The sequence below is a fragment of the Vibrio ziniensis genome (genome assembly GCF_011064285.1).
GTDB classification, from domain to species: Bacteria; Pseudomonadota; Gammaproteobacteria; order Enterobacterales; family Vibrionaceae; genus Vibrio; species Vibrio ziniensis.
Genome location: NZ_CP049331.1, coordinates 1,857,970 through 1,883,260, shown reverse-complemented (window position 1 = coordinate 1,883,260; position 25,291 = coordinate 1,857,970). Strand labels below are relative to the sequence as shown.

27 protein-coding genes are annotated in these 25,291 nt (G+C 42.7%); 10 read left to right on the top strand and 17 right to left on the bottom strand.

Annotated features, from left to right (window positions below):
- Positions 1–155 precede the first annotated feature (155 nt).
- Complete coding sequence (locus tag G5S32_RS08590; protein ID WP_165311627.1) at positions 156–944, bottom strand: ABC transporter permease; 789 nt, start codon at positions 942–944, stop codon at positions 156–158.
- Between the two features lie 198 nt (positions 945–1,142).
- On the opposite strand from G5S32_RS08590, the gene G5S32_RS08585 reads away from it, so the two are divergent.
- Positions 1,143–2,048, top strand: a complete 906-nt coding sequence (locus tag G5S32_RS08585) for a manganese-dependent inorganic pyrophosphatase (RefSeq protein WP_165311626.1) — start codon at positions 1,143–1,145, stop codon at positions 2,046–2,048.
- A 90-nt stretch (positions 2,049–2,138) separates the two neighbouring features.
- Entirely contained in the window at positions 2,139–2,528 is a 390-nt protein-coding gene (locus tag G5S32_RS08580) for a DUF2750 domain-containing protein (RefSeq protein WP_165311625.1), read from the top strand.
- 48 nt (positions 2,529–2,576) lie between these two features.
- On the opposite strand, the gene G5S32_RS08575 is transcribed toward G5S32_RS08580, so the two are convergent.
- The 6 genes from G5S32_RS08575 to pspF form a co-directional block, all read right to left on the bottom strand.
- Positions 2,577–3,365, bottom strand: coding sequence for a peptide ABC transporter ATP-binding protein (locus G5S32_RS08575; protein WP_165311624.1), 789 nt, complete (start codon positions 3,363–3,365; stop codon positions 2,577–2,579).
- Positions 3,362–4,357, bottom strand: coding sequence for a peptide ABC transporter ATP-binding protein (locus G5S32_RS08570; RefSeq protein ID WP_165311623.1), 996 nt, complete (start codon positions 4,355–4,357; stop codon positions 3,362–3,364). The genes G5S32_RS08575 and G5S32_RS08570 overlap by 4 nt, the downstream gene beginning before the upstream one ends.
- Positions 4,357–5,244 carry an ABC transporter permease subunit gene (locus G5S32_RS08565; RefSeq protein WP_165311622.1) on the bottom strand — a complete coding sequence of 296 codons (888 nt, stop codon included), beginning with the start codon at positions 5,242–5,244 and terminating at the stop codon, positions 4,357–4,359. The genes G5S32_RS08570 and G5S32_RS08565 overlap by 1 nt, the downstream gene beginning before the upstream one ends.
- On the bottom strand, positions 5,231–6,193 hold the full coding sequence (locus G5S32_RS08560; RefSeq protein ID WP_165311621.1) for an ABC transporter permease: 963 nt from the start codon (positions 6,191–6,193) through the stop codon (positions 5,231–5,233). Before G5S32_RS08560 ends, G5S32_RS08565 begins: the two co-directional genes overlap by 14 nt.
- Complete coding sequence (sapA, locus tag G5S32_RS08555) at positions 6,193–7,815, bottom strand: ABC transporter substrate-binding protein SapA (protein WP_165311620.1); 1,623 nt, start codon at positions 7,813–7,815, stop codon at positions 6,193–6,195. Before sapA ends, G5S32_RS08560 begins: the two co-directional genes overlap by 1 nt.
- A gap of 335 nt (positions 7,816–8,150) precedes the next feature.
- A complete protein-coding gene (gene pspF / locus G5S32_RS08550; protein WP_165311619.1) occupies positions 8,151–9,152 on the bottom strand; it encodes a phage shock protein operon transcriptional activator in 1,002 nt (333 codons plus the stop codon).
- Positions 9,153–9,390: 238 nt separating this feature from the next.
- Between pspF and pspA the strand changes: the two genes are divergently transcribed.
- The 4 genes from pspA to G5S32_RS08530 are packed head-to-tail and all read left to right on the top strand — an operon-like array spanning position 9,391 to position 11,304.
- Positions 9,391–10,062 (top strand): phage shock protein PspA, encoded by a 672-nt coding sequence (gene pspA, locus G5S32_RS08545; protein WP_165311618.1) that lies wholly within the window; start codon positions 9,391–9,393, stop codon positions 10,060–10,062.
- A 29-nt stretch (positions 10,063–10,091) separates the two neighbouring features.
- Complete coding sequence (gene pspB, locus G5S32_RS08540; protein ID WP_165311617.1) at positions 10,092–10,325, top strand: envelope stress response membrane protein PspB; 234 nt, start codon at positions 10,092–10,094, stop codon at positions 10,323–10,325.
- On the top strand, positions 10,318–10,707 hold the full coding sequence (pspC, locus tag G5S32_RS08535) for an envelope stress response membrane protein PspC (RefSeq protein WP_165311616.1): 390 nt from the start codon (positions 10,318–10,320) through the stop codon (positions 10,705–10,707). The genes pspB and pspC overlap by 8 nt, the downstream gene beginning before the upstream one ends.
- Positions 10,708–10,740: 33 nt before the next feature.
- Positions 10,741–11,304, top strand: coding sequence for a DNA-3-methyladenine glycosylase I (locus G5S32_RS08530; protein ID WP_165311615.1), 564 nt, complete (start codon positions 10,741–10,743; stop codon positions 11,302–11,304).
- Positions 11,305–11,396: 92 nt separating this feature from the next.
- Here the strand turns inward: G5S32_RS08530 and G5S32_RS08525 are convergent, their stop codons facing one another.
- On the bottom strand, positions 11,397–12,602 hold the full coding sequence (locus G5S32_RS08525) for a cystathionine beta-lyase (protein ID WP_165311614.1): 1,206 nt from the start codon (positions 12,600–12,602) through the stop codon (positions 11,397–11,399).
- Between the two features lie 89 nt (positions 12,603–12,691).
- The gene (cls, locus tag G5S32_RS08520) at positions 12,692–14,146 is read right to left on the bottom strand and encodes a cardiolipin synthase (protein ID WP_165311613.1); all 1,455 of its coding nucleotides are present in this window, start codon (positions 14,144–14,146) and stop codon (positions 12,692–12,694) included.
- 347 nt (positions 14,147–14,493) lie between these two features.
- Here cls and G5S32_RS08515 point away from each other — a divergent pair, with 347 nt between their 5' ends.
- From G5S32_RS08515 to G5S32_RS08505, 3 genes are all read left to right on the top strand, one after another.
- Positions 14,494–15,828 carry a sodium-dependent transporter gene (locus G5S32_RS08515; protein ID WP_165311612.1) on the top strand — a complete coding sequence of 445 codons (1,335 nt, stop codon included), beginning with the start codon at positions 14,494–14,496 and terminating at the stop codon, positions 15,826–15,828.
- Positions 15,829–15,973: 145 nt separating this feature from the next.
- Complete coding sequence (locus tag G5S32_RS08510) at positions 15,974–16,669, top strand: TIGR01621 family pseudouridine synthase (protein ID WP_165311611.1); 696 nt, start codon at positions 15,974–15,976, stop codon at positions 16,667–16,669.
- Positions 16,670–16,673: 4 nt separating this feature from the next.
- Positions 16,674–17,606 (top strand): class I SAM-dependent methyltransferase, encoded by a 933-nt coding sequence (locus G5S32_RS08505; RefSeq protein WP_165311610.1) that lies wholly within the window; start codon positions 16,674–16,676, stop codon positions 17,604–17,606.
- Positions 17,607–17,673: 67 nt separating this feature from the next.
- Here G5S32_RS08505 and G5S32_RS08500 read toward each other — a convergent pair whose 3' ends face one another.
- The 7 genes from G5S32_RS08500 to rbsD form a co-directional block, all read right to left on the bottom strand.
- Positions 17,674–18,117 (bottom strand): META domain-containing protein, encoded by a 444-nt coding sequence (locus G5S32_RS08500; RefSeq protein WP_165311609.1) that lies wholly within the window; start codon positions 18,115–18,117, stop codon positions 17,674–17,676.
- Between the two features lie 148 nt (positions 18,118–18,265).
- Positions 18,266–19,279 (bottom strand): substrate-binding domain-containing protein, encoded by a 1,014-nt coding sequence (locus G5S32_RS08495; RefSeq protein WP_165311608.1) that lies wholly within the window; start codon positions 19,277–19,279, stop codon positions 18,266–18,268.
- A gap of 13 nt (positions 19,280–19,292) precedes the next feature.
- A complete protein-coding gene (gene rbsK / locus G5S32_RS08490; RefSeq protein WP_165311607.1) occupies positions 19,293–20,213 on the bottom strand; it encodes a ribokinase in 921 nt (306 codons plus the stop codon).
- A gap of 130 nt (positions 20,214–20,343) precedes the next feature.
- Positions 20,344–21,222, bottom strand: a complete 879-nt coding sequence (gene rbsB / locus G5S32_RS08485; protein ID WP_165311606.1) for a ribose ABC transporter substrate-binding protein RbsB — start codon at positions 21,220–21,222, stop codon at positions 20,344–20,346.
- Between the two features lie 56 nt (positions 21,223–21,278).
- A complete protein-coding gene (gene rbsC, locus G5S32_RS08480) occupies positions 21,279–22,262 on the bottom strand; it encodes a ribose ABC transporter permease (RefSeq protein ID WP_165311605.1) in 984 nt (327 codons plus the stop codon).
- A complete protein-coding gene (gene rbsA / locus G5S32_RS08475; RefSeq protein WP_165311604.1) occupies positions 22,259–23,764 on the bottom strand; it encodes a ribose ABC transporter ATP-binding protein RbsA in 1,506 nt (501 codons plus the stop codon). Before rbsA ends, rbsC begins: the two co-directional genes overlap by 4 nt.
- 33 nt (positions 23,765–23,797) lie before the next feature.
- Complete coding sequence (gene rbsD, locus G5S32_RS08470) at positions 23,798–24,217, bottom strand: D-ribose pyranase (protein WP_165311603.1); 420 nt, start codon at positions 24,215–24,217, stop codon at positions 23,798–23,800.
- 389 nt (positions 24,218–24,606) lie between these two features.
- On the opposite strand from rbsD, the gene G5S32_RS08465 reads away from it, so the two are divergent.
- The gene (locus G5S32_RS08465; RefSeq protein ID WP_165311602.1) at positions 24,607–24,855 is read left to right on the top strand and encodes a DUF1289 domain-containing protein; all 249 of its coding nucleotides are present in this window, start codon (positions 24,607–24,609) and stop codon (positions 24,853–24,855) included.
- A 69-nt stretch (positions 24,856–24,924) separates the two neighbouring features.
- Here the strand turns inward: G5S32_RS08465 and G5S32_RS08460 are convergent, their stop codons facing one another.
- A complete protein-coding gene (locus tag G5S32_RS08460; protein ID WP_165311601.1) occupies positions 24,925–25,152 on the bottom strand; it encodes a hypothetical protein in 228 nt (75 codons plus the stop codon).
- Positions 25,153–25,291 lie beyond the last annotated feature (139 nt).

Below are 25,291 nucleotides of genomic sequence, written 5' to 3'. Positions count from 1 at the left end.
CACCTTATCCACAATTTCTGTGGATAACCTGTTTTAAATACCGTGAGTAAACGCAACTGAATGATTTTTTCGAGATTTGTGCACAAATTACGTGCGACAGATGCACTAATTTAGGTTTCAAAGTAATGGTCGCTAATTGTACAAAAATACAATTTTTAATCACGAAATGTCACGTTTATTCGACCTTCTTTAGTAAAAGTAGCCTTTAGCGTTAAATGAATCGATAAAGTGAGAGAAATCGTCATCATTACAAAGATAGCGATCATAATCATCAATTGATACTTGATGGCGATAAGGGGAGTCGCGCCTCCTAATATTTGACCGGTCATCATGCCTGGTAGAGTCACTAAACCGATGGTTGCCATCGAAGCAAGTAACGGTGCATTAGCTTTACGCAGTGCATTTCTTACGAAATCTCTCGATGCATATTGAGGAGAAGCACCCAATGAAATTGCGGCTTCGTATTCATTTTTACGCTCTTCAAAAGCGGTGAATAAGTTCTGTAAAGCAACAATATTACCACTGAGGCTATTTCCTAGCAGCATCCCAGCAAGAGGTATCAAGTATTGGGCACTATACCAAGGTGAGGGATGAACGATGCCAAGACATAGAATCGTCACAATAGGGAAAAGTCCGGCAGCAAGACCGAAAGTAATAGGAAGAAGGAGTTTTTTTCTGGGGAGATGAGTTTTAGATACTATTGAGCTAGCTCCGACGAGTATCATCAGAGTAAGCCAAACGAGATTAATCCAAATACTGTTGAGCTTAAATAAGTATTCCAGATACATCCCGACAAGTAGCAGTTGCAAAGTCATTCTACCTACAGAGATGATTATCTCTTTGCCAATACCAAGCTGGTAAATTCTACTCACTAGCAGTGGAATGATAAGAACTGAACTAAAAATAGCTAATTGCCACCATGCAATATCAATTGTGCTACTCACATTATCTCCTGATTCAAACAACTTTAATATTTGAAAAGTCTTAGTTAATTATTACTGAACTCAAGATTCCAACAAGCAAAAAATAGTTCAGTTAGTCACTCTTTATTGATTTAGCTCCATGAAGAGTTTTGTAAAATAAGTACAGTACTCATCTTTATGTGTTGTTTACCCTCAAGGGTCAGAATAATAGGAACAGTGATGATTTTAGTAGTCGGTCATAAGAATCCAGACAGTGATAGTATTTGTAGCGCATTAGTTGCTGCAGAATTGTTGAAAGCTCGTGGTCTAGAAGCAAAGGCAATACGCCAAGGCGAGATTAACCGCGAAACGCAACATATCTTGACTACAGCAGGTGCTGAGCAACCTGAGCTACGTACAAGCGTTGCAGGTGAGAAAGTATGGCTTGTTGATTACACAGATCTAGCGCAAGCACCTGACGACTTAAATGATGCAGAGATTCTGGGTATTGTTGATCACCACCGTTTAGGTGACGTGATGACAGTAAACCCATTAGAGGCGTGGATTTGGCCGGTAGGCTGTACCAGTACCATTCTGTTTAACCTATTCAAAATGGAAAATGCTCCAATCACTAAGCAAACTGCGACGCTTATGATTTCAGCGATTCTTTCAGATACAGTAGGCTTTGCTTCTCCAACTTGTACGCAAAAAGACAAAGATGCGGTTGCAGAACTCGCGGCTCTGGCAGAAATCGCAGATTTGGACGCCTTTATCCAAGCGCTTTTGATTGCGAAAACAGATATCGAAGGTTTGTCTGCTGCTCAATTGGTTGAGAAAGACTTGAAAGCATACCCATTCAATGGTCGTGATGTTGTCGTTGGTCAAATTGAATTAGCGACGTTAGATCAAGTAGCCACTATGATTGATGCGCTAGAAGCGGATTTAGATCGCCGTTGTGAAGAAGAGAAGCTAGCTTTTGCAGCTCTAATGCTGACTGATATCACTACGGCACAAACTCGTTTGTTGTTTAAAGGTGAATGGTCAGAGAAACTGGCGAAGCATCTAACAAATGGAGTATTAATGATGGAAAATACTCTTAGCCGTAAGAAGCAAGGCTGGCCTTGGTTACAAACTGAGCTAGCTTAATCGCTGATTTCGGGTATGATGCCCAACCTAATAAAGGTTTTAACGCCCATAGCTTAAAAACTGCTGTGGGCGTTTTGTTTGGAGGCTAATATGTCCAATGCGTTAACCGCGGAGCAAATCGCGACAATTAATCAGTACGACCAAGAGCAGCGTTTTAAATACTGTATTAAGGAAATTGTGGCGAATCAGCAAGTGTGGATTTTGAAAGATGAACACGGTTGTGTGATGCTGAATACCGAAGACGACGATTGTGTGCCTGTGTGGCCGAATCGAGAATTTGCTGAAGCGTGGGCAACCGGAGAATGGAGCACATGCGAAGCAGAAGCCATTTCATACAACAAATGGCGCAGTCGTTGGACAACCGGCCTAGAACAAGATGATCTGTCGGTTGTTGTTTTCCCAAATGATAATGAAGAAGGTGTAGTGCTGTTTCCTGATGAATTTGATTTTGAACTTGAAAAACAGCATTCCCGTCGATAACAGTAAGCTTAGCGAAGAAAAATAGAGCCGACATAGGGCTCTATTTTTTTACTTGAAACATGGTGCCTTATTGAAATGGCTCTCAATCATGCGTTGAGTAATAGGATGCTGTGGATCAGATAAAACTTCTAGCGTATTCCCAGACTCAACCACAACACCATCATGCATCACCATCACTTTGTCTGTGATGTGTTTAATCACACCAATGTGTTGTGAAACATAAATAAACGATACCCCCATTTCTTCTTGCAGTTCTAAGAACAAGTTAAGAATTTGAGAACGCATCGCCATGTCCAAACCATTCAGAGCTTCGTCTGCAATGATGATTGAAGGTTGCAAAATCAGAGCTCTTGCAAGACATATACGCTGTTTCTGACCTGTAGCAAGCATTTGCGGATAGAAATATGCATGTTCCGGCAGCAGTCCCACACGTTGCAATGTCTCTTTAACACGCTTCTCACGCGCTTCAGGAGGCATATTTGTGTTTCGCTTTAATGGACCTTCCAATATTCGGCCAATTTGAATTCGAGGGTTAAGTGAAGTGTTCGGGTCTTGGAAGATCATCCGAATCAGCTTACAGCGCGTAGCATAGTCTTTGTGTTCTAACAATTCACCATTAACACGAATTTGCCCGGCAGTCGGTTCGATCATTCCAGCGAGCATACGTGCAAGTGTCGATTTTCCTGAACCATTTTGCCCAATAAAACCAATAGTTTGCCCTGCTTCGAGAGTAAAGCTCACAGGTTTAACTGCTTCGTGTACTCTTTTACGAAAAAGACCAGAGCGCGTAACAAAGTTCTTTTTTAATTCACTGACTTCTAATAATGAAACGCTCATGATTTTTGCTCTACGTTAAGAGGGAAGTGACAGGCAAATTTATGGTTTTTAATAATCTGACTTCTTGGTACTTCAACACATTGTTTCTTAGCGTATGGGCAACGCGGCCCCAAACGACAACCGATTGGTAAGTGCTGCAATGGAGGTATTGAACCTGGTAGTGAATGTAATTTCTGTTTGTGAGGAATCCAGTCACTGAAATCCGGCATCGCTTGTAGCAGGGCGGATGTATAGGGATGCTTTGGTTCCGTTAGAATTTTATTGGTCTCTGCGGACTCCACTGACTGCCCACAGTACATCACAGTAATACGGTTAGCCCACTGAGTGATCGTTGTTAGGTCATGACCGACAAGCAAAATAGACGTGTTGTTAACCTGATTCATTCGGCTCAATAAACGCAAAATTTGAGATTGGGTAATAGGGTCCAAATCGTTGGTTGGTTCATCCGCTATTAGTAACTTTGGTTTAGCGGCAATCGCCATTGCGATCATAACCTTCTGACATTCACCATCCGTTAGCTCGTATGGATAGCTGCGCATTAATCGCTTATGGTCTTTAATACCTACTTTGTGCAGTAGGGCGACAGCTTGTTTATGACGCCAAGTGAATCGCTCCCACCATTTTCCCTCAAATGTGCGCATAGGAATTGATTCAATCAGCTGCCTTCCGACCTCTTCTGATGGATCCAGACAGGTTGAAGGCTCTTGGAAAATCATGGCTATATCACGAGCAATCACGCGGCGGCGCTCTCTAGGGGTCAGTTGAAGTAAGTCAATGTTACCTAACCTCATCCGGTCTGCCGTCACTCGCCAACTCTCTTTAGTTAAGCCTACAATAGCTTTGGCAACTAAGCTTTTACCTGACCCAGATTCTCCAACAAGTCCACGGATTTCGCCTTCGTTGAGGGTTAGACTCATGCGGTCGACTGCTTTAACAAGACCTTGAGGGGTATCAATTTCAATTGTCAGATGACGAATATCTAATAGAGGCATTATTCGACTCCTGCATTTAATGCTTGGCGTGCGCCTTCACCAACAAGGTTGATCATGACTACGGTATACATAATGGCAAGACCTGGTAGGGTTACCGTCCAAGGTGCGAGGAATATTAGCTCAACGGAGTCACCGAGAATTGCTCCCCATTCTGTACTTGGAGCTTGAGCTCCAAGGCCTAAAAAGCCTAACGCTGTTATGTCTAAAATCGCAATCGACAGTGCCATTGTAAGCTCTTGCGCCAACATAGGAAAAGTGTTTGGTAGTATGGAGTTCCAGAGAAGGTAAAAATCGCTTGCACCGTCGAGGCGCGCAGCCATGACATAGTCTTTTTCAACTTCATTGTGTACAGCAATATAAACAGAACGTATAAATCTCGGAATAAGGGCTAAACAGATGGCGAGCAGTACGTTAAATTCGCCAAACCCCAGAAATGCGACGAAAATAATAGCCAACAGTAATGACGGAATTGACATCACTGTGTCTAAAAGGTGGTTCAGAGTGCTGGACAAAATGCCTTTCGTCATACCAGCAAGAATGCCGATAAGGCAGCCGATAAATGCTGCGATAAAGGTAATAACGACAGATGCTCCAAATGTCAGCTGTGAGCCATCAATTAGACGTGAAAGGATATCGCGTCCTAAGTCATCCGTTCCTAGAAAGTATTCGACAGAACCGGATGGGTCCCAAGACGGAGGCATTAAAAGATGACCAGTTTGACCGTGAGGGTCATGGGGCATCAACCAAGGTGAAGTAAGCGTAATGAATATGATTAAGCTCAGGCTCCATAGCCCGAACATAGCTAAGCTGTTGGCTCTATAACTACGCCAAAAACGTTCAAATTGAGTTGGAATGCGCTCTTCCTGATAAACATTATTTGTTAGCATACCATTCCTTTCTCACTAGAGGATTGATCATCGCACCGATCAGATCCGACAGGATATTTGCGGTTAATACTAAAGAGCCTACAGCGATCACCCCTGCCTGAATAGACATGTAGTCTTTATTTGATAGAGCATCAAGTAGCCAGCGACCAATACCAGGCCAGTTAAAGATAGACTCTGTGATGATTGCTAAAGTCAGCATACTTGATAGTTGGACACCGAATTTCGGAATAATTGGCGGAATGGCATTGCGCAGAACGTGCTGAGTAATGATTTTGTAGTATGACAAACCTTTAATGCGTGCTGCTCGAACATAGTTCTGAGACATGACATCCGCAACAGATGCGCGCATCAAACGAATAACTTGCGTAGTCGGAGCTAGTGCAAGCACTAAACAAGGCATAATCATGTGTTCAAAGACACTATGCAAAATGTTAGCGCTGTTAACACCTTTCGCGAAGAATGCATCAATAAGGATAAAACCTGTTACTGGCTCTACCTCATATAACAAATCATAGCGTCCCGAGACAGGGAACATTCCATAGTGCAGTGAGAAGACCATAATCATCATCAGAGCCACCCAATATAGCGGAGCAGAGTAACCTGACATTGAGGTAAATGAGATAATCGTATCAATCCATTTACCTTGTTTCATGCCTGCAATTGTTCCGATAGGTAGACCAATGAACAAAGATAACAAAAAAGCGATAAAGCAAAGTTCAAGTGTGGCTGGGAATACTTTGACTAGCTCAATAGCAATATCATTTCCGTTTTTATTCACGCCGAAATTGAATTGAGAAAGTTCACTAAGGTACATCCACCAACCTTGCCAGAAATCTTGGATAGCCCATGGTGACTGAGGCTCGAGGCGCAGCAGACTATAACCCACCAGAGTCAGAATAAGCAGCGTGATAATGAAAAGGTTAAATCTACGTACCGTATAGATAAACATTATTCGGCAACCCTCTTCACATCATTAAATGGCTCAACGCTAAACGGGCTTAGGCGGAAACCTGTCAACGATTTGTTGTATGCTTTAAATTGCATTCCATGTGCGATAGGAATGACTGGGAACTCTTGGTTCAAAATGGTTTGCGCCTGTTTGTAAAGGTTGAGGCGATAACGAGGACGATCGACTTCGAGAGCCAAATCGAGCAAAAAATCGAAATCACTGTTACACCACATAGAAGCATTCAGCCCCGCACGGTTGGCACCACAAGAGAGTAGCGGACGCAAGAAATTATCAGGGTCACCAGTATCGCCAGTCCAGCCTCTTAAAAACAGGTCAATGTGACTCATCTCTGCTAGCTGAGAGCGATTAACATTGCTTTCAGGTATAAGGTGCATAGTCACGCCAATATCTGCAAAGTTGGCCTGAATCATCTCTGCCATTTTTCTTGGACTAGGGTTGTATGAGCGAGGCTCAATTGGTACTGACATCGTTAATTCTAGACCATTTGCATAGCCAGCATCTCTCAATAAACCTAGGGCGTAATTACGATCATATCGGATCTGAATATCATCTTTTTGGTATGCCCAAGAGCTTGGTGGTAAAATGTTATAAGCAATACTTCCCGTTCCATAATAAACGGAATCCAGAATATTTTGGCGATTAATCGCGAAGTTTAGAGCCTTGCGTACTCGCACATCATTGAGTGCAGGATGAGATGTATTAACGGCAATGAAGGCGACATTCATTGCAGGTTTAATCGAAAGGTCGATATTATCTTGCTTTTGAATAACCGGAATCTGACTTGATATAGGGAAACTAAGAACATCACATTCATTGCGAAGAAGTTTAGCTAATGTGCCAGTTCCACGTTGAGAGATATCGAATACAACCTGTTTCATAATTGCTGGGCGTTTCCAGTAACCGTCATGACGACGTAAACGAACTAGGTCGTTGAAATTGAACTCATCAAGATAGAACGGCCCCGTGCCAACGGGCAGATCATCGATATTGTATTTTTCGTCTTTGATTTGAAGTTGTTGACCATACTCTTCTGACAATATAACCGCATGAGTAGTGGCAATGTTTGATAAAAAACTATTGTCAGGACGGCTCAGCGTAAACTTCACTGTTTGGTCATCGACAGCAGACACATCTTTCAAAAGGCTTGAGAAATTAATACCAGCAAACCAAGGATAGTTACCATTGCTAACATAATGGTATGGGTGAGTAGGATCGATAATACGTTTAAAACTGAATACTACATCTTTGGCATTCAATGGGCGAGTTGGCGTAAACCAAGCTGTGGTATGGAAGTTCACTCCGCTATGTAACTTGAACGTATATTCAGTCCCGCTATCGTTCAACTGCCACTGAGTCGCGATATTCGGAATGGGAGTGTGAGTGTCCGGATCAAGCTTCAACAGAGTATCGTACAACTGAGGGCTAAGTGCTTCAGAAGTAATGCCGCTGTCTACTAACTGAGGATTAAAGGTACTAGGGCTGCCTTGTCCACAATACACAAAGCCGCTTTGGCGGATTTGTGTATGATCAATCTCTTCTCCACAGCCAGCAAGAAGGCTTAGTCCGCATAATCCGAGCGTGATTCGTAATAAAGAGTTCATATAGAAAAACAGTGTGGGAAACGAAGCAAAGTAACTATTCCGTCATAGCCATGGGCGATGAGTCCTCGATTAGCGCTATAAGTAACAATCACGTTTGCCTCAAAATCCTGCTAATTTACCATTCTTTAACGTGTTAAACCAAGAAAAAGGTTACTGCGTATACCCAAGTAACCTCAAGATGCTTGTTCAGCGAGAATTAATTCGCTCTTAGGCAAGGCACTGATTTGAATACATAGTTATTCTACGTAGAAAATCAGTAACGCGGCATAGGAGCGAATTAAACTCGTTGATGAAGCTCTGAATCCTGCATCTTGAGATTACTTGGGTATATAGGGTTATTCATTTTTTGAGAGTTGATATTTTCTCACCAGCCCTCGAAATTGATGATAGCTTAATCCGAGCGACTTAGCGGCTTGGCGTTGATTAAACTTGGCAAATTTAAGCGACTCATTAAGCACATATTTGTCCTGCTGTTCCTGCCATTGCTTAAAATCCATTGGAAATGCCAATTTTGGTTGGTTTGACTCTTCAATAGTTGCAATGACTTCTTGTATTTTTTCTTCTGTTTTCCAATCTGTTTGGAATGGATTGAATATGAGCGTGTCGATTGGGTAATCAGCGGTGCCGTGTTGATAGACGGCGCGCTCTACCACATTCTTAAGTTCACGGATGTTCCCCGGCCAAGGGTATTCAGTGAGGCCACTCATTGCGAGTGATGTAAAGCCAGCAAAAAACGGCAGTTCAAGCTCACGGCACATACGAATAGCAAAATACTCAGCCAGCAGACCAATATCTTCTTTCCGTTTGCGAAGTGGTGGAAGTTGAATAACATCAAATGCCAAGCGATCGAGTAAGTCGGCTCGAAAGTCGCCTTGCTTGGCAAGATCAGGTAGGTTAGCGTTGGTTGCACATACCAAACGCACATTTGCATTCAGTGCTTGATTACCACCTACGCGTTCGTACTGTCCGTATTCAATAACGCGTAGCAGCTTTTCCTGTACAGCTAAAGGTGCGGTAGCGAGTTCATCCAAGAACAAAGTACCTCCTTCAGCGCGCTCAAAACGGCCTTGGTGTCTACCTTTTGAACCAGTGAAAGAACCTGATTCATGACCAAAGAGTTCGGAATCGATCAAACCTTCGCTCAGTGTTGAGCAGTTGAGTGAAATTAAAGGTTGGTCCCAGCGTTTTGAAAGATAGTGCAAACGTTGTGCGATAAGTTCTTTACCTGTACCTCGTTCACCCACAATAAGCACGGGTCGATCAATGGGGGCAAGACGCGATACTTTATCCAGTACGGTGTGAAATGCAGGAGATTGTCCAATTAAGTTTTGTTGCACAGTGCTCTCTTCCCAGAAACTTGTTTAATTTGGTTAGAACAGGATATTGATGTAATCGCTGATGAACATATTGGCGAAATTAACCAACTATTGGCGAAAACGTTTATAGCATAGTCTTGGTTTTTTAATGTTTCAATCTAACTAGCTGAAAAGTATAGCGTGAAAATCTGGCATAAAACTTGGAACAAGATTCACTGTAACAGGTTCAAACAGCTAAATAGTGAGTAAGGAGTGAAATATGGGTATTTTTTCTCGTTTTGCAGACATCGTTAATTCCAATATCAGCGCATTGCTAGATAAAGCCGAAGACCCTGAAAAAATGATTCGTCTTATTATCCAAGAAATGGAAGACACCTTGGTGGAAGTTCGTACCAACTCTGCCAAAGCTATTGCCGACAAAAAGGAGCTGGCTCGTAAAGTAGCGAGTATTGATGAACAAATTGAAGATTGGCAAAGTAAGGCTACATTAGCGTTGAACAAACAGCGTGAAGACTTGGCGCGTGCGGCTTTGATTGAAAAGCAAAAGCTACAATCAGTATTGAAAAGTCTGCACACAGAGCAGACATTGGTTGAAGAAACCATTGATAAACTCACTGGTGAAATCACTAAGTTAGAAAGCAAAATCACCGAAACTCGTGCGAAGCAGCAGGCTCTTGCTATCCGTTCGCAAACAGCGGTCAATAGACGTAATGTTCAGCGTCATTTGCATACAAGCCGAACTGACGAAGCAATGGCTAAGTTTGAACAATATTCACGCAAAGTGGATGAATTGGAAGCTGAAGCGGATCTGTATGCTCAGTCAACACAAGGCAAATCCCTTGACCAAGAGTTTGCTGAGCTTCAAGCACAAGATGAAATTGAACAAGAGTTAGCAAAGCTAAAACAACAAATGCAACAGCATCAGCAATAGTCCAATAACTTAAATAATAGGAGTAGTTTATGGCTTCAGTATTTTTTGCTGGACCTCTTATTGTCTTCCTGATTTTTGTCGCGCCACTGTGGCTGTTTCTTCACTATCGGAGCAAACGTAAAGTGGGGAGCGGACTCTCATCTGAAGAGTATGAAATGCTGCAACAAATTTCGGACAAGGCGAGTGGCTTACAAGCTCGCGTGGAAACTTTAGAACGAATCCTCGATGTAGAGTCTCCAAACTGGAGAAGAAACTATGAATAGCCGAGAGTTATACCGAGACCCAGTAAACGGCAAATTAGGAGGTGTTTGTGCAGGTCTGGCAAACTACTTCGGTTTGGAAGTGTGGGTAGTTCGTATATTGGTTATCTCTGCTGGTTTACTGGGGGGCGGTTTTCTGATTGTGTTGGCGTATGTCGCTTTGATGTTGATGTTAGAAAAACAACCATACCAGTATCAGCAAACGGTAAAATCACAGCGAGAGCATACGTTAAAAAGTAAGCCTTGGGAGCAAGGACAAGCAGCCGATGCATTGCTCAACACCTTGAATGAGGATTTAAACAAGGTTGAAAAGAGAGTGCGTAATATGGAAGCTTATGTCACATCGGAAGCTTTTAACGTTAATCGAGAATTCAAAAAATTATAAAAACTGATCCTAAAACAAAGGAAAACTAACGATATGGCTAACAACGCGGACAACACCTGTGCTTGGGCAATGAAGAATCCTTTAGAGCGAGGTTATCATGATGCAGAGTGGGGAGTACCTGTTCATGATGATACGAAGTTGTTTGAGTTTATTACTCTTGAAGGTGCACAGGCAGGGTTAAGTTGGATAACGATTTTGAAAAAGCGTGAAGGTTATCGCCAGGCGTTTGAAGACTACGATATCAATAAATTGGCTAAATACGATGAAGCTCATGTTCAGGCTATTATCGATAACTTTGATGTGGTTAAGCACAAAGGAAAAATTGCTTCTGTGTTTTCCAATGCAAGAGCCGCGATTGAACTCAAAAAGGAGTTTGGTTCGATTGATAAAGCGTTATGGCAGTTTGTTGATGGTCATCCAAAAGTGAATCACTGGCAGGATATGAGCCAAGTACCAGTGTCTACTGATGAGTCAAAAGCGATGAGTAAGTTTCTAAAAAAAAGAGGCTTTAAATTTGTTGGTGAAACTATTTGCTACTCGTTAATGCAAGCGGTAGGAATGGTTAATGACCACCTCGAACACTGTCCTAAAAAGTAGTGCTATAGTCAAAACAGATTAAAAAGAGCACTTGAGAGTGCTCTTTTTCGCTTATTTAGTACGACGACTATTATGTCATCGCAGAAGTAAGGTTAAGCGGTAACTGCTTGTTCCAAAATCACCGAATTATAACGAGCTAATCCAGATTCTAGATCAGCAATCAAATCGTTCACATCTTCCAAACCGATATGCAGACGGATAAGCGTCCCTTCAAAGTGTGGGTTTGCTACAGTGCGCAAGCTATTAAAACTATTTGGCTCATTTGCTAGGATGAGACTTTCAAAACCACCCCATGAGTAACCCATACTGAAATGCTTCATTCCATCCAGTAGAGCTGTGGTTGCTTTGGGGCATGTAGTTTTAAGCACAAATGAGAACAGACCATTACCCCCAGTAAAATCACGTTTGAAAATCTCATGTCCCGGGCAGGAAGGGAGACCTGGATGGCGAACATGATCAACTTCTGGTCGAGTTGCTAGCCATTCGGCAACTTTTATACTGCTTTCTGCATGTTGGCGGAGACGAACATCTAAGGTACGCAAACCACGTAAACCTAAGTAGGCATCGTCAGGAGACACACATTGTCCCATTAAGTAGCTTTGCTCGCGCAATTGTGGCCAGTACTTTTCAATGGATACTGCGGTGCCAAGCATCACATCGGAGTGACCTACTATGTATTTCGTTGCCGCTTGAACAGAAATATCGACGCCGTGATCGAATGGAGAGAAATTCACGCCAGCCCCCCAAGTATTGTCCAGCACGACGATGATGTCATGCTGATGGGCAATACTTGATAGTAATGGAACATCTTGTACTTCCATGGTTATAGATCCAGGAGATTCCAAGAATAGCAATTTGGTGTTTGGTTTGATCAGTGAACGAATCTCTTCGCCAATCATAGGATCAAAGTAAGTGGTTTCTACACCCAGTTTAGCGAGCATTTTGTTACAAAAATCGCGAGTAGGTTCGTAACAGGTATCGACCATCAGGATATGATCGCCTGTTTCCACGAAAGACAGAATGGTGTTGCTAATTGCAGCCGTACCACAAGGATAGAGTGCACAGCCAGCTCCGCCTTCCACTTCATTCATCGCTTCTTGAAAAGCAAAGTGCGTTGTTGTACCACGGCGTCCATAAAATAGTGTTTTATTGGTGCGATTTGCCGCTGCGTGATTTTTCTCCGCAACGCTATTAAACACAATTGTTGAAGCTCGTTGAACGGGCGGGTTAACTACTCCGTTGGTCCACTTTTTATTACGACCAGCGGTGACTAGCGTAGTTTTTTTTCCTTCTGCCATGGTTTGTCCTTGTCATATACATCTATACATCGTTTGCCTATTTAAACCATGGAGCTAGGTTTGATTGCAACCCTACAACAGTAAAAAGATCAAAGAAGTGGGTTAAACAAGTAGAACACTCGTTCTAGGAAGCGATAACCAAGTGGACGTTTCTCCCAACGTTCATACTCAACTTCTTTTGATTGTTCGATATAGCTTTGTTGCAACCAGTGCATTTCTTCAGTGAATTCCTGATCATCGACAGCGAGTGTTACTTCAAAATTCAGCCATAAGCTGCGCATATCTAGGTTCACGGTTCCGACTAGGCAGAATTTTCTATCAATCACAACGGATTTGGTATGTAGCAAACCACCGTAGAATTTGTGGATGGTGACACCAGCTTCCAGCAGCTCGCCATAGAATGCTCTTGAAGCCCATTGAACCATCAAAGAGTCATTCTTTAACGGGATGATTAAATCCACTTTAATTCCCCGTTGTGCCGTCATTTTCAGCGTAGCCAACAGATCTGCACTTGGTACGAAATACGGTGTAGTGATACATACCGATTCGTTTGCCTGATTAATCGCTAAGGTCAGCACTTGAGATATTAAATTCTCGGGCATACCTGGACCAGACGGAACTACCTGGATTGGATGTTGTGGCAGGTGAGGGTTAATTAGGCATTCTGGTTGTGGGGGCAGTTCTCGTTTACCTGTCTCGACTTCCCAGTCCCAGCAGTGAATGGCAGAGAGTACATTTACGGTAGGTCCAGTTATGCGAACCATAATATCAATCCACTGACCGACACCGGATTTCCGTTTGAAATAAGCTGGGTCAACCATGTTCATTGAGCCTGTATAAGCCACTTTATTGTCGATAACGATAATTTTGCGGTGTTGGCGAAGATCGAGACGACGCAAGAATATACGCCAAGGACTCACTTCTAGGGCTTGAATAAGTTCAATGCCTGCATCTCGCATCATTTTTTCCCAATGGCTACGGAAGAACCGTGGGCTACCCGCAGAGTCTAAAAGGACTTTTACATCAACACCGCGCTTTGCTGCTTGAATCAAGGCAGAGGCGACAGAGTCCGCTAATCCACCTGGATGCCAAATGTAGAAAACAATGCGAATAGTTGACTGTGCTTGCTCGATATCATCAATGATGGAGTGGAGAATTTCGTTCGGAGAGTTTAGTAACGACAAGGTATTACCAGAGAGGGCCGGGATACCCATGCGGTAGTTACACAGCTCGTCAATTTTATAGATATGTGCCCCCATGGTCTCAGGCATATGAGCCTTACACTCATTCAAAGACTGAAACCACTCACCAAACGGTGTGAACATATCTTTGGCTCTGTCTGCGCGTTTACGCCCCAAGTTGAGTTCACCAAACAGGAAGTAACAGATCACCCCGAGAATTGGCAGGATATAAATGACCATCAGCCAGGCTAGGGAGACGCTCACAGCATTACGTTTTAGCACCACGCGTAGTGTGACACCAGCGACTAGGAACCAGTAAAGTGCAATGCTAGCAAGTGTTAAAAAATGATAAACCTTATCCATGAGCCACTTATCTATGAAATACCTACTATTGATATTAAATCTAAAGCATAAGTGAAGAAAGAAATTAGCGTAAACGAATGTAAAAGAGTTGCAGAGGGAAGCTTTTAAATCACTTTTGCATGTAGGAGTAAATTCTTGCAAATAGACTAAAAAAGCATCATTTAATCTAGATAAGAGATCTAAATGCCACAAATTAGTCTGTTCGGGCTTCCAATTTTATTCTCAAACTGTTTTACTTGCCACCTCCTCGATATCTATTGATATTTTTACTTGTGTAAACTTTAATTTACACAAAATCGTCAGATATCGACAAACATATAACGCAAATACACATCGGTATAATAATTATGGCAAGTAGTTCTAGAGGACAGTTCACCTCTCGATTTGGCTTCATTATGGCAGCAGCGGGTTCTGCTGTAGGCTTAGGAAACGTTTGGGGCTTCCCAACTCAAGCTGCTAGTAATGGTGGCGCGGTATTTCTTTTTGTTTATCTGGCTATGGTTTTCTTACTTGCATTTCCGATGTTGGTAGCGGAACTGACCATTGGTCGCTATGGTCAATCGAACCCAATCAGTTCATTCAAATCTGTATGGCCTAAAGGCAAAGCTGGCGCAATTTTGCTTGGCGTAGTGGGTTTGATTGTGGTGTCTTTGATTTTGGCGTTCTACGCTATCGTCGCTGGCTGGTTGATCGGCTCTTTCTTTGGTAGTGGCTTAACGCTTATCGGTATGGACAGTGCGAGTCATTGGCTAACCAGTTTTGGCACTGAACGTAACCTAGTGTTGATGGTATCGTTCATGGCAATCACCATGTATGTTGTTCGTAGTGGTGTTGCTGACGGTATCGAAAAGTGGTCAACTCGTTTAATGCCGCTACTATTTGTACTGTTTGCCTTGCTAACGGTATACATCTTTACTCAAGAAGGCTCTATGGAAGGTCTGAAGATGTATCTTATCCCTGATTTCTCTCACTTCACGCCATCGTTAATTGTAGGCGCGATGGGACAAGCATTCTTTTCTCTATCTTTAGGTGTGTGTGTAATGACGACATACGGTTCATACCTGAAGAAAGACACCAACATTCCCAAGACTGCAGCTCAAGTAGCTCTTATTGATACTGGCGTTGCATTTATTGCAGGTCTAGTGATTCTGCCTGCAATGTTTGTAGCGAAAAATCACGGTGTAGAGATTTTCTCTGAATCGGGTGAACTTCTAAATTCAGATACGCTTGTTTTTACAGTACTACCGGCAATGTTTGATACTATGGGTTCGGTTGGTGCAATCATAGGTATCGTGTTCTTTTTACTAATGATTATTGCGGCTCTAACTTCATCAATTTCAATGTTAGAAGTGCCTGTATCTTGTGCTACAGAAGAATTGAACCAAAACCGTAATACCGCAGTACTGTGGATCGGAGGTCTAGTGACGATTGCTTCTGGTGTGATCGTGATGAATTTCTCAAGCCTATTTGTTTTAGTTATTCAGTTCACTACAGTTTATTCGCAGCCGATTATTGCGCTTTTGATTACACTTCTAGCGGGTTGGATTTGGAACCGTAACCAAGTGTTGAACGAGCTTAAAGAAGGCTACCCAGAGATTGAAAGTAGCTGGTTCTGGAAAATTTGGCCGACCTATGTGCGTTTTGTATGTCCAGTGCTAATGCTTCTAGTATTCTTTGCCTAACAGTTCTTTGCATAAGACAGATGCTCAAATTTGAAAGGTCGCTTTTTAGCGACCTTTTTCGTTTTCATGCTATCGGACTACTGTAATGTTTTACTGACCTTTATTCTCAGTTGAGTATAATGACCGTCCATTATTGAGGGGCAAAATGTTCGATATTCTATTTACTCATCCTGATTTTCTCGTTATCAACAAACACCCGAATGTTTCGGTGCACAAAGATGATGGCGATACCATGCTTTTGCAAGAAGTCGGTAAGGTCAGTGATGATTCTCAGCTCTATTTAGTTCACCGATTAGATAAGATGACATCGGGCATCCTGTTGTTGGCGAGAAATGCTCAGGCTGCCAGCGAGTTATCTCAGGCGTTTGCCCATCGAGATGTTGAAAAATTTTATTTGGCTCTTGGCAGCAAAAAGCCGAAAAAGAAACAGGGTTTAATCAGTGGTGATATGGAACGTTCACGGCGTTCTTCTTGGAAATTGATTGCTAGCCAACATAGCCCTGCTGTAACGCAATTCTTCTCAGCGGCGGCTCAACCAGGGGAGCGGTTGTTTCTTTGTAAGCCTCATACAGGCAAAACACATCAGATTCGTGTGGCACTCAAGTCGATTGGTTCAGCAATTGTGGGTGATCCTATTTACAATACTTCTAATGAATCCGATCGCGGTTACTTACATGCGTTCGCTCTGAAATTTGTCTATTCAGGCGAAGCTTTCCAATTTGTCTGTGATCCAAGAGGTAAAGAATACCTCGGTCTTAAATGGAATGATGATGCTGTTAGCCAAAGCATCGAATTATGGTTAGAACCTTGGTCACTAAGTTGGCCATCAGTGAAAAAGTAATATTATGCAACTTTCTGCTTTACCCGTTTTTTTTGAAGAGCTGAACGCTCAGTTAGAACAAGCCCCTGATGAAGTTCGTCGACTGTTTCATGGTCGCGGTCAACGTTGGGAAGGGCTTGAGCAAATTACTTGTGACTGGTTGCAAGGGCAACTGGTTGTAAATCTGTTTAAAGAAGTGGAAGAAGACTTTCTACAAGCTCTTGAACAAGGCTTGCAAACATTGTCTCAATCTAGCCTGTGGCAACAGCGAAATGGAAGCTGCATCTTGCTTCAACACCGTTATGCTGACGGAGCTCATTCACAAGTATTGTGGGGAGATCTGGATGCGAAACCCATCGTAGTTGAAAGTGGATTGAAGTATCAGCTTGATATTGGCAGAAACCAAAACTTTGGTTTGTTCCTTGATATGCGGTTAGGCCGTGACTGGGTACGAGAGCACGCAAAGCATAAGACTGTTCTCAACCTATTTGCTTACACCTGCGGCTTTTCTGTGGCAGCAATCGCTGGTGATGCAGACAAGGTAGTGAATGTCGATATGGCGAAAGGGTCTTTGTCAAAAGGACGTGAGAATCATCTGGTGAACCAGCACAACCTGAACAAGGTGAGTTTTCTTGGGCACGATATTTTTAAATCGTGGGGCAAAATTAAAAAGTCTGGTCCGTATGATCTGATTATTATCGACCCGCCATCATTCCAAAAAGGCAGCTTTGCACTCACAAAAGACTATCAGCGTATTCTTCGCCGTTTACCTGAGTTATTGAACGAAAATGGTGAAGTGCTTGCTTGTGTCAATTCACCAATGGTGAGCAGTGATTTTCTGATTGAAGGAATGGCAGTGGAAGCACCGAGTTTAACCTTCCAATATCGCTTGGATAATCCACCAGAATTTGCAGATATAAATTCGGAGTCAGCACTAAAAGCATTGGTGTTTAGCTGAGTTAATCTCTGTTCATCGAATACAAAAATAGCAGCCAGTGGCTGCTATTTTTTATGGTGACCTACGATTAGTTCATATAGTCTGCAAGTTTGAATGTCAGGGTGTGCACATCGTTTTTCAGCACTAAAGAATCTTTAGTTAAGGTGATGTCACTCCAGCCTTGTAACGTTTGAGAAACTGCTTGTTCAGTGTCCATAATGTCACCAATACACATCTTCATGGTTTTGCCCATTTTCTCAATACGGAACTTGTTGTCCTTAAGTTCAGCTTGACCAAAGAAGTTATTACATCCCGCATTACCATTAGCGATCATCTTCTCGCCAATTTCTAAATAAGGTGTTTTTAAACGTTCATTCTTAACGATATCATGGCCGTTAACCTGAGTTAGTTCCCAATTGTGATGTTGTAGATCTTGAGCCGTAATTCGAGCCTCATCACCTGTACTTTGGCAAGCCGTTAAAAGAACAGGCAGCGAAACTGCAACAACAAGTGATTTAGAAATAAGCTTCATAATTTTTGCTCCGAATCTGGAAATTCCGCACAGTATAAGTAATAACATTCTGATTTTGTCAGTACAAAGTCATATATTAAGTAGGGTTTTACATTGGATTATTTTCTACTTATTGATATATAGGTATTTTATTTAAGTGGCACCTTCTTTACTCAGCAGTTACTACATTTTTTACACTTTTACGGATCGTGAGAGTTGGTTCAAGCTGAATGATTTCTGGTTTATTACTCTGTTTATTGAGTTTTTTCAACAAAGTATCAACCGCCGATTTTCCTAGGCGAAACTTAGGTTGATGAATTGTCGTTAATGCGGGCGACATAAACTTGGCGATGTGGATATCGTCGTAACCAATAATGGAGAGATCATCTGGCACGCTAACATTGTTTTCATTCGCTGCGTTAATCACACCCATAGCCATCATGTCGTTTCCTACAAAAATAGCACTAGGTAGCGACCCTGATTTCAATAGCTTATTAAAAGAGTCGTATCCGCCTTGGCATTCAAAATCAGACTCAACAACCCAATCAGGATTAATCTCTAGCTTTGCTTCGCGTAGGGCACGCTTGTAACCTTCATAGCGCATTTGGGCTTGGTGATGATGTAAAGGCCCAGTGATACAACCAATGTGCTTGTGACCGCATTCAATCAGATGTTTTGTTGCGATGTACCCACCAAATAATGAGTTATCTTGGATCTTATCGCTGGAGAACAACATTGGTCCCCAGTCCATAACAACAACGGGAATATCTGGGTAGCGTTCAAACTCATCAATGCGTTCACCAACCAGTGTTGAACACATTAAAATAATGCCGTCGACGCGTTTTTGCAGCAGGGTATTGATAGAGGCTTTCATTCGCTCGTGATCGCCTTCTGTATTGCACAGAATCAAATTGTAACCTTGTTGGTAACAGTTGCGTTCAACGCCTTTTACGACTTCACCAAAAAATGGGTTGGTCGACGTGGTCATCAACATACCTATAGTTTTGGTGCGGTTCATTTTAAGGCTGCGAGCTAAAGCGGAAGGCGCATAGTTGAGTTCTTGAGCTGCTTTATTGACCCGTTCCGCAATTTCATCGCTTACGAAACGGGTTTTATTGATGACATGGCTAACAGTGGATGTTGAAACTCCGGCGAGCTTTGCGAGGTCCTTCATTGTTGCCATGAAACTAGTATCCTTAATTTTGTTCGGCTAAGAATGCATCAACCTCTGCACGTTGTGGAATAGAGGTTTGTGCGCCAAAGCGAGTAACAGAAATCGCTGCGGCTGCATGTGCAAATTTAATTGCTGATTCTAAAGGCATTTCTTCTAACAAGCCAGTAACAAAAGCACCGTTGAAAGTATCACCAGCTGCGGTTGTGTCTGTCGCTTTCACTCTAAACCCGGGAATGATGCCGCCTTTGCCTTGTTGGCTCAACCATACACCTTTTGCTCCTAGTGTAATCATCACAGTTTCGATACCTTTACGATGAAGTGAGTCTGCCGCTTGTTGAGCTGTCTGATCGTCAGATACCGTAATACCTGTTAGTACTTCGGCTTCGGTCTCATTTGGCGTAATAATATCCACACAGCTGAGAAGTTCGTCTGGCAACTCGCGCGCTGGTGCTGGATTTAAGATAACTTTTGTCTGTGCCCCTTTTGCTACTTGCGCCGCTTTGATGATGCCATCTAGTGGCGTTTCAAGCTGAGTAAGTAAATATTGAGCATTGCGGATTTGATCTAGGTTTGGCTCAATCGCATTTGCTGTCAGTTTTGCGTTGGCTTCTGCTGAAATACAAATACTGTTTTCGCCGCTGTCTGATACCTGAATCATCGCTATGCCAGTAGGGCAGTTTGGTTGAAGTTTTACACCGGATACGTTGATCCCATCAACTTTAAAACTTTCGCGTATGTTAATACCAAATGGGTCGTCTCCCACACAAGCAATAAAACCGACATCTGCTTTCATTCGTGCAGCTGCGACAGCTTGGTTTGCACCTTTGCCTCCTGGAATGACTTGGTAATTACGACCGTGTAGAGTTTCGCCAGGGCGAGGAAAAGTCGGTACTTGAAGAACGTGGTCAGCATTGACACTACCGAATACCACCAACTTATTCATAAAGGTTGTCCTCAGTGTTTTAGGAAAAAGAGAGAGGTTTAAGGTTTCTATTTATTTGAAAGTGTTGAGACTCAAAACCTTAAAACTGTCTATTTTCACCCTCCCCGTGAGGGGAAGGTGTCATACATCATTACTTAGTAATAACTTTTAGAGGAACAGGGATGTACTCTTCCACTTTCTCGCCTTTAAGCACGCGATCTGCTGTTGATACACCTAGTGCACCAATCATATCTGGTTGTTGTGCAACCGTTGCTGCTAGTTGGCCGCGGTTTACCGCTGCGATACCGTCGTCAGTACCATCAAAGCCAACGATGACAACATCTTTACCAGAAGCTTTTACCGCGCGCAGTGCGCCAAGTGCCATTTCGTCGTTTTGAGCAAATACTGCTTGAACATCTGGGTTAGCTGCTAGCAAGTTTTCCATTACGTTCAAACCTTTAGTACGGTCGAAATCCGCTGGTTGGCTAGCTAGAAGTTGCATTTCGCTGCCTTTTACTGCGTTCATGAAGCCTTGACCACGTTCACGAGCTGCAGAAGTACCAGCAATACCTTCAAGTTGAATAACTTTTGCTTTTTCACCCACTTTTTCCATGATGAAGTGACCAGCCATTTCACCACCAACGATGTTATCTGAAGCAATGTGGCTAACTACAGTGCCACGGCTCGCACCACGGTCCAGAGTCAATACTGGAATCTTCGCATTGTTTGCGATTCTAATTGCGTTAGAAACCGCGTCTGAATCTGTTGGGTTGATTAGAATAGCTTTCACGCCACGTACAGTAAGGTCTTCAACGTTTGAAAGCTCTTTACTTGGATCGTTTTGCGAATCTAGAACGATAATGTTGTAGCCTAACTCTTTTGCTTTTGCTTCGGCGCCATCTTTCATGGTTACGAAGAATGGGTTATTCAAAGTAGAAACTACGATAGCCATAGTATCTTGCGCCTGTGCAGAAACAGAAACTGTAGTTGATAACAGTGCTGCTGAAATCAGAGTTGCTAATTTTTTCATTTTATAGTCCTTATGCTGGGGAGACCTAACCGTAATTAGGTCTGTTGTTTCACGAATTATTTGTTTTTATTGTCTACAAGTACTGCAAGCAGAATCACTACTGCTTTTGCAATCATTTGGTAGTAAGAAGAAACATCAAGTAGGTTCAGTGCGTTGTTCAGGAAACCGATAATTAAAGCACCAATTAGCGTGCCCATAATCTTACCTCGACCACCGAGTAGACTAGTGCCGCCCAATACAACCGCAGCAATAGCATCTAACTCATAACCCATACCTGCGGTTGGTTGAGCAGACGATAGACGTGACGTCACGATGATGCCTGCTAGAGCCGCAAGAAGACCACAGATTGAGTAAACGCCAACTTTTACTTTGTCTACATTGATACCAGAGAGGCGAGTAGCAGATTCGTTACCGCCTGAAGCATAAACATAGCGACCAAAGCGGGTGTGGTTCAGTAGATACCAAACAGCAGCAAATACGATAGCCATCAACCATACTGGTACTGGAACACCGAGCATGTAGCCTGTACCGAACCATGCAAATGCATCAGCAGTGTCCGTAAAGCCAGTAGAAATTGGACGACCATCGGTGTAAACCATGGTGACACCGCGTAGCAATGTCATTGTTACTAGTGTCGCGATAAACGCTTGGACTTTACCCTTAGCGATAATGAAACCGCTGATGGCACCTAATGCCGCACCAGTAAGAAGTGCAGTGGGCACAGCAATCAAAACTGGAACTTCAATAGCAATCAGGCTTGCTGCAAATGCACCACAAAGCGCAAGCACAGAACCTACACTCAAATCGATGCCACCCGTGAGGATAACTAGTGTCATACCTACTGCGATGATTGCATTTACTGACGTCTGACGAAGAATGTTCAACAGGTTATCAATAGTGAAGAAGTTCGGATTTAAAAAAGAAACGATAACGATCAGAACTAATAGAGCTACGAGTGATTTCTGTTCGATCAGCCACTCTTTGCTCAGCAGTTTCTTTTCGCTGACAGAATTTGTTTTATTCATAGTATTAGTACTCATGCTGCTTCCTCGTTCACTGTTTTACCAACGGCACACGCTAATAGATTTTCTTGGTTGGCGTCTTTAGCAGAAAACTCGCCACTGATTCGACCTTCATGCATTACTAAAATGCGATCGCTCATACCCAACACTTCTGGCATTTCAGAAGAGACTAAGATGATGCTCATTCCCTCAGCTTTGAACTTGTTGATGAGCTGATAGATTTCTTTTTTCGCACCCACATCGACACCGCGGGTAGGTTCATCAAGGATCAATACTTTTGGCTTGGTCATCAGACCTTTCGCGATAGCAACTTTCTGCTGGTTACCACCAGACAAGTTGCCGATGATCTGGTCTCTTGATGGAGTTTTGATATTGAATAACTGGATAAAGTCTTCCACAGCGATAGCTTCGTCGCCATGTTGCAGTTGGATGCCTTTTGAAAGCTTATCCAAAGCGCACAATGACATGTTTTCTTTCACAGAAAGACCTAGGACTAGGCCGTCACCTTTACGGTCTTCGGAAATGTACGCAATACCGTTGATTAATCCGTCTTGAGGACTCACAGGGTTGATAGTGCGACCGTCGAGATTAATGACTCCGCGTTCTGAAGGCAGAGCACCGTAGATCACTTTCATTAACTCGGTACGACCTGCGCCCATCAAGCCTGAAATGCCAAGTATTTCGCCTTTTTTAAGCGTAAAACTTACGTCGTGAACACCTGAACCGGTTAAGCCAATCACTTCTAGACATGTATTACCGTGTTGAACTTCGACACGTGGATATTGCTCATTTAACTTGCGACCTACCATCATTTCAATCAGACCATCTTCATTGATGTCTGCAACTGGGCATTCGCCGATGAATTTGCCATCACGGAGTACCGTGACGTCATCACAGATTTCAAAAATCTCTTTTAAACGGTGAGAGATATAGACAATGCCACAGCCTTGATCACGCAGTTCATTAATCACTTTGAACAGTGATTCGGTTTCTGTATCGGTCAAAGCATCGGTCGGTTCATCCATGATGATGACTTTGGATTCAAACGATAAAGCTTTAGCAATTTCTACCATCTGTTGCTCGCCTAGACTTAGAGTGGCGAGCAGAGCTTTAGAGCTATATTTCACATTCAAACGAGCAAGAAGTTTGTCTGCTTCTTGATACATCTCATTCCAAAGGATACGTCCCATAGAACTGGTTTTTTCGCGACCAAGAAAGATGTTCTCAGCAATTGTCAGTTCAGGGATCAGGTTTAATTCTTGGTGAATAATACTGATACCTGCTTGTTGCGAATCTCTTGGACCTTTGAAAGCCGCTGTTTGACCTTGATATTGAATGTCACCAGCATCTTTGGTGTAGATGCCAGTTAGTACTTTCATCAGGGTTGATTTGCCTGCGCCATTTTCACCCATCAATGCCATTACACGACCGGGATATACACGCAGTCCTGCTTGGTCGAGCGCTTTAACCCCTGGAAAGGATTTGTCGATATTGCTTAGCGCTAAAATTGGTTGAGTCATACTCATTCCTCAATCTTCGAGTGGGGGATGGAATTAAAAAACCACACCAGCTTGGAAAATGACGTTTGCGTAAGGTGTGCATTCACCGGTTCTGATAACAGCGCGGCTATCTTGTGTGCGCACTTTGAATTCTTCATGTGATACGTAGGTAATCTCGATGCTCTTACCGCAACGAATCTCTTCATCTTTAAATTCTTGAAGCAAAGCTGCATGAAGTTCAGGGCTTACTTGGGCGAGCTCACTTGCCATCACCACACCTTCGATTTGAGATTCAGAAAGAATCACGCGAACTGTGTCCAGAAAGCTTGGGATTCCGTGAGTCAACGCTAGATCAATGCGAAGGGTTTCTTCAGGAATAGGTAAGCCTGCATCACAAATAGTGATCTCATCGGTATGGCCAAGAGTTGCAGTCAAATAAGAAAGTTCTGAGTTCAGTAGGGCGCTTTTTTTCATTGTTTTACCTTTGTCTTCGCAAATGTTTAGTCTTTGGAACAAAGTGTTTTTATCGCAGTAACGGTAAAAAACAGCTCATCGAAACGTTTCGATGAATGCTAGGCGATTCGATTTTAATTGAATAGCACGAGAAATTTTCCTTGTGACAAGGATCGATGAAATAGATAAATAGACCAAAAATAAAGTGATCAATATCACTTTATTTTGGTATTTGATGCAGAGTAAGTCGTTAAACGCTAACGAGAGATACTGAAACACTCAGATCGATGCGAAATTGTTAATTGAAACTTGTCTTTTCTATACTTATAACAGTTAATCAACATTCTAAAGAGACGATGCTGCCGCTAAAATTCGTCTCGATGCCTAATCACCAGACAGAAGGAAGAATAATGGAACAGCTTGAATTTTTTACTGTGCCCAGCCCTTGTATTGGTGTCTGCTCAATGGATGATAAAGGATATTGTCGAGGGTGTATGCGTAAACGTGAAGAACGTTTTGGCTGGCTAGAGATGACGCCTGCGCAGCAAATTCATGTTATCAAATTATGTCGTCAACGTTACCGCAGAAAAATAGCACAATCTAAGACTTCTAACGAAGGGGCTTCCGCATCTGAAAGCCCACAACAATCATTGTTTTGAAGCAATCAATAACTCTTAACTAATCAGTAATTGCAAGCAGCTTTATTACGATGTGCTCTCAAGCGGAGCTTACTTTAAAGACCAACGATCACTTACCCAACCACCAGCATGGGCATCAAAGTGTAAGCCGTTGAATTTGCTATTTATCTCTCTAAATGGTTCAGAATTATGCTGTTCGGACATGATCGCTCGTATATGGCAAGCCATAGGGTCAGTTGGGTCGGCGTTAGATGCTTGTGTTCTAATAGCAACTTCTTTGATGAGTTGCAAACGATAGCCATTACTCGCGCGTTTCATTTTGACCTCCTTAAACGATGTGACCACTAAAAAGTTAGGATCTGCTCATTTTTTAGTCAATGTGGTTTGTGCCATATTTTTCCTAATGCGTAACTGTTCACAAAGTTGTTTGAGATGCGGTGAAAGCATCATTCAATAA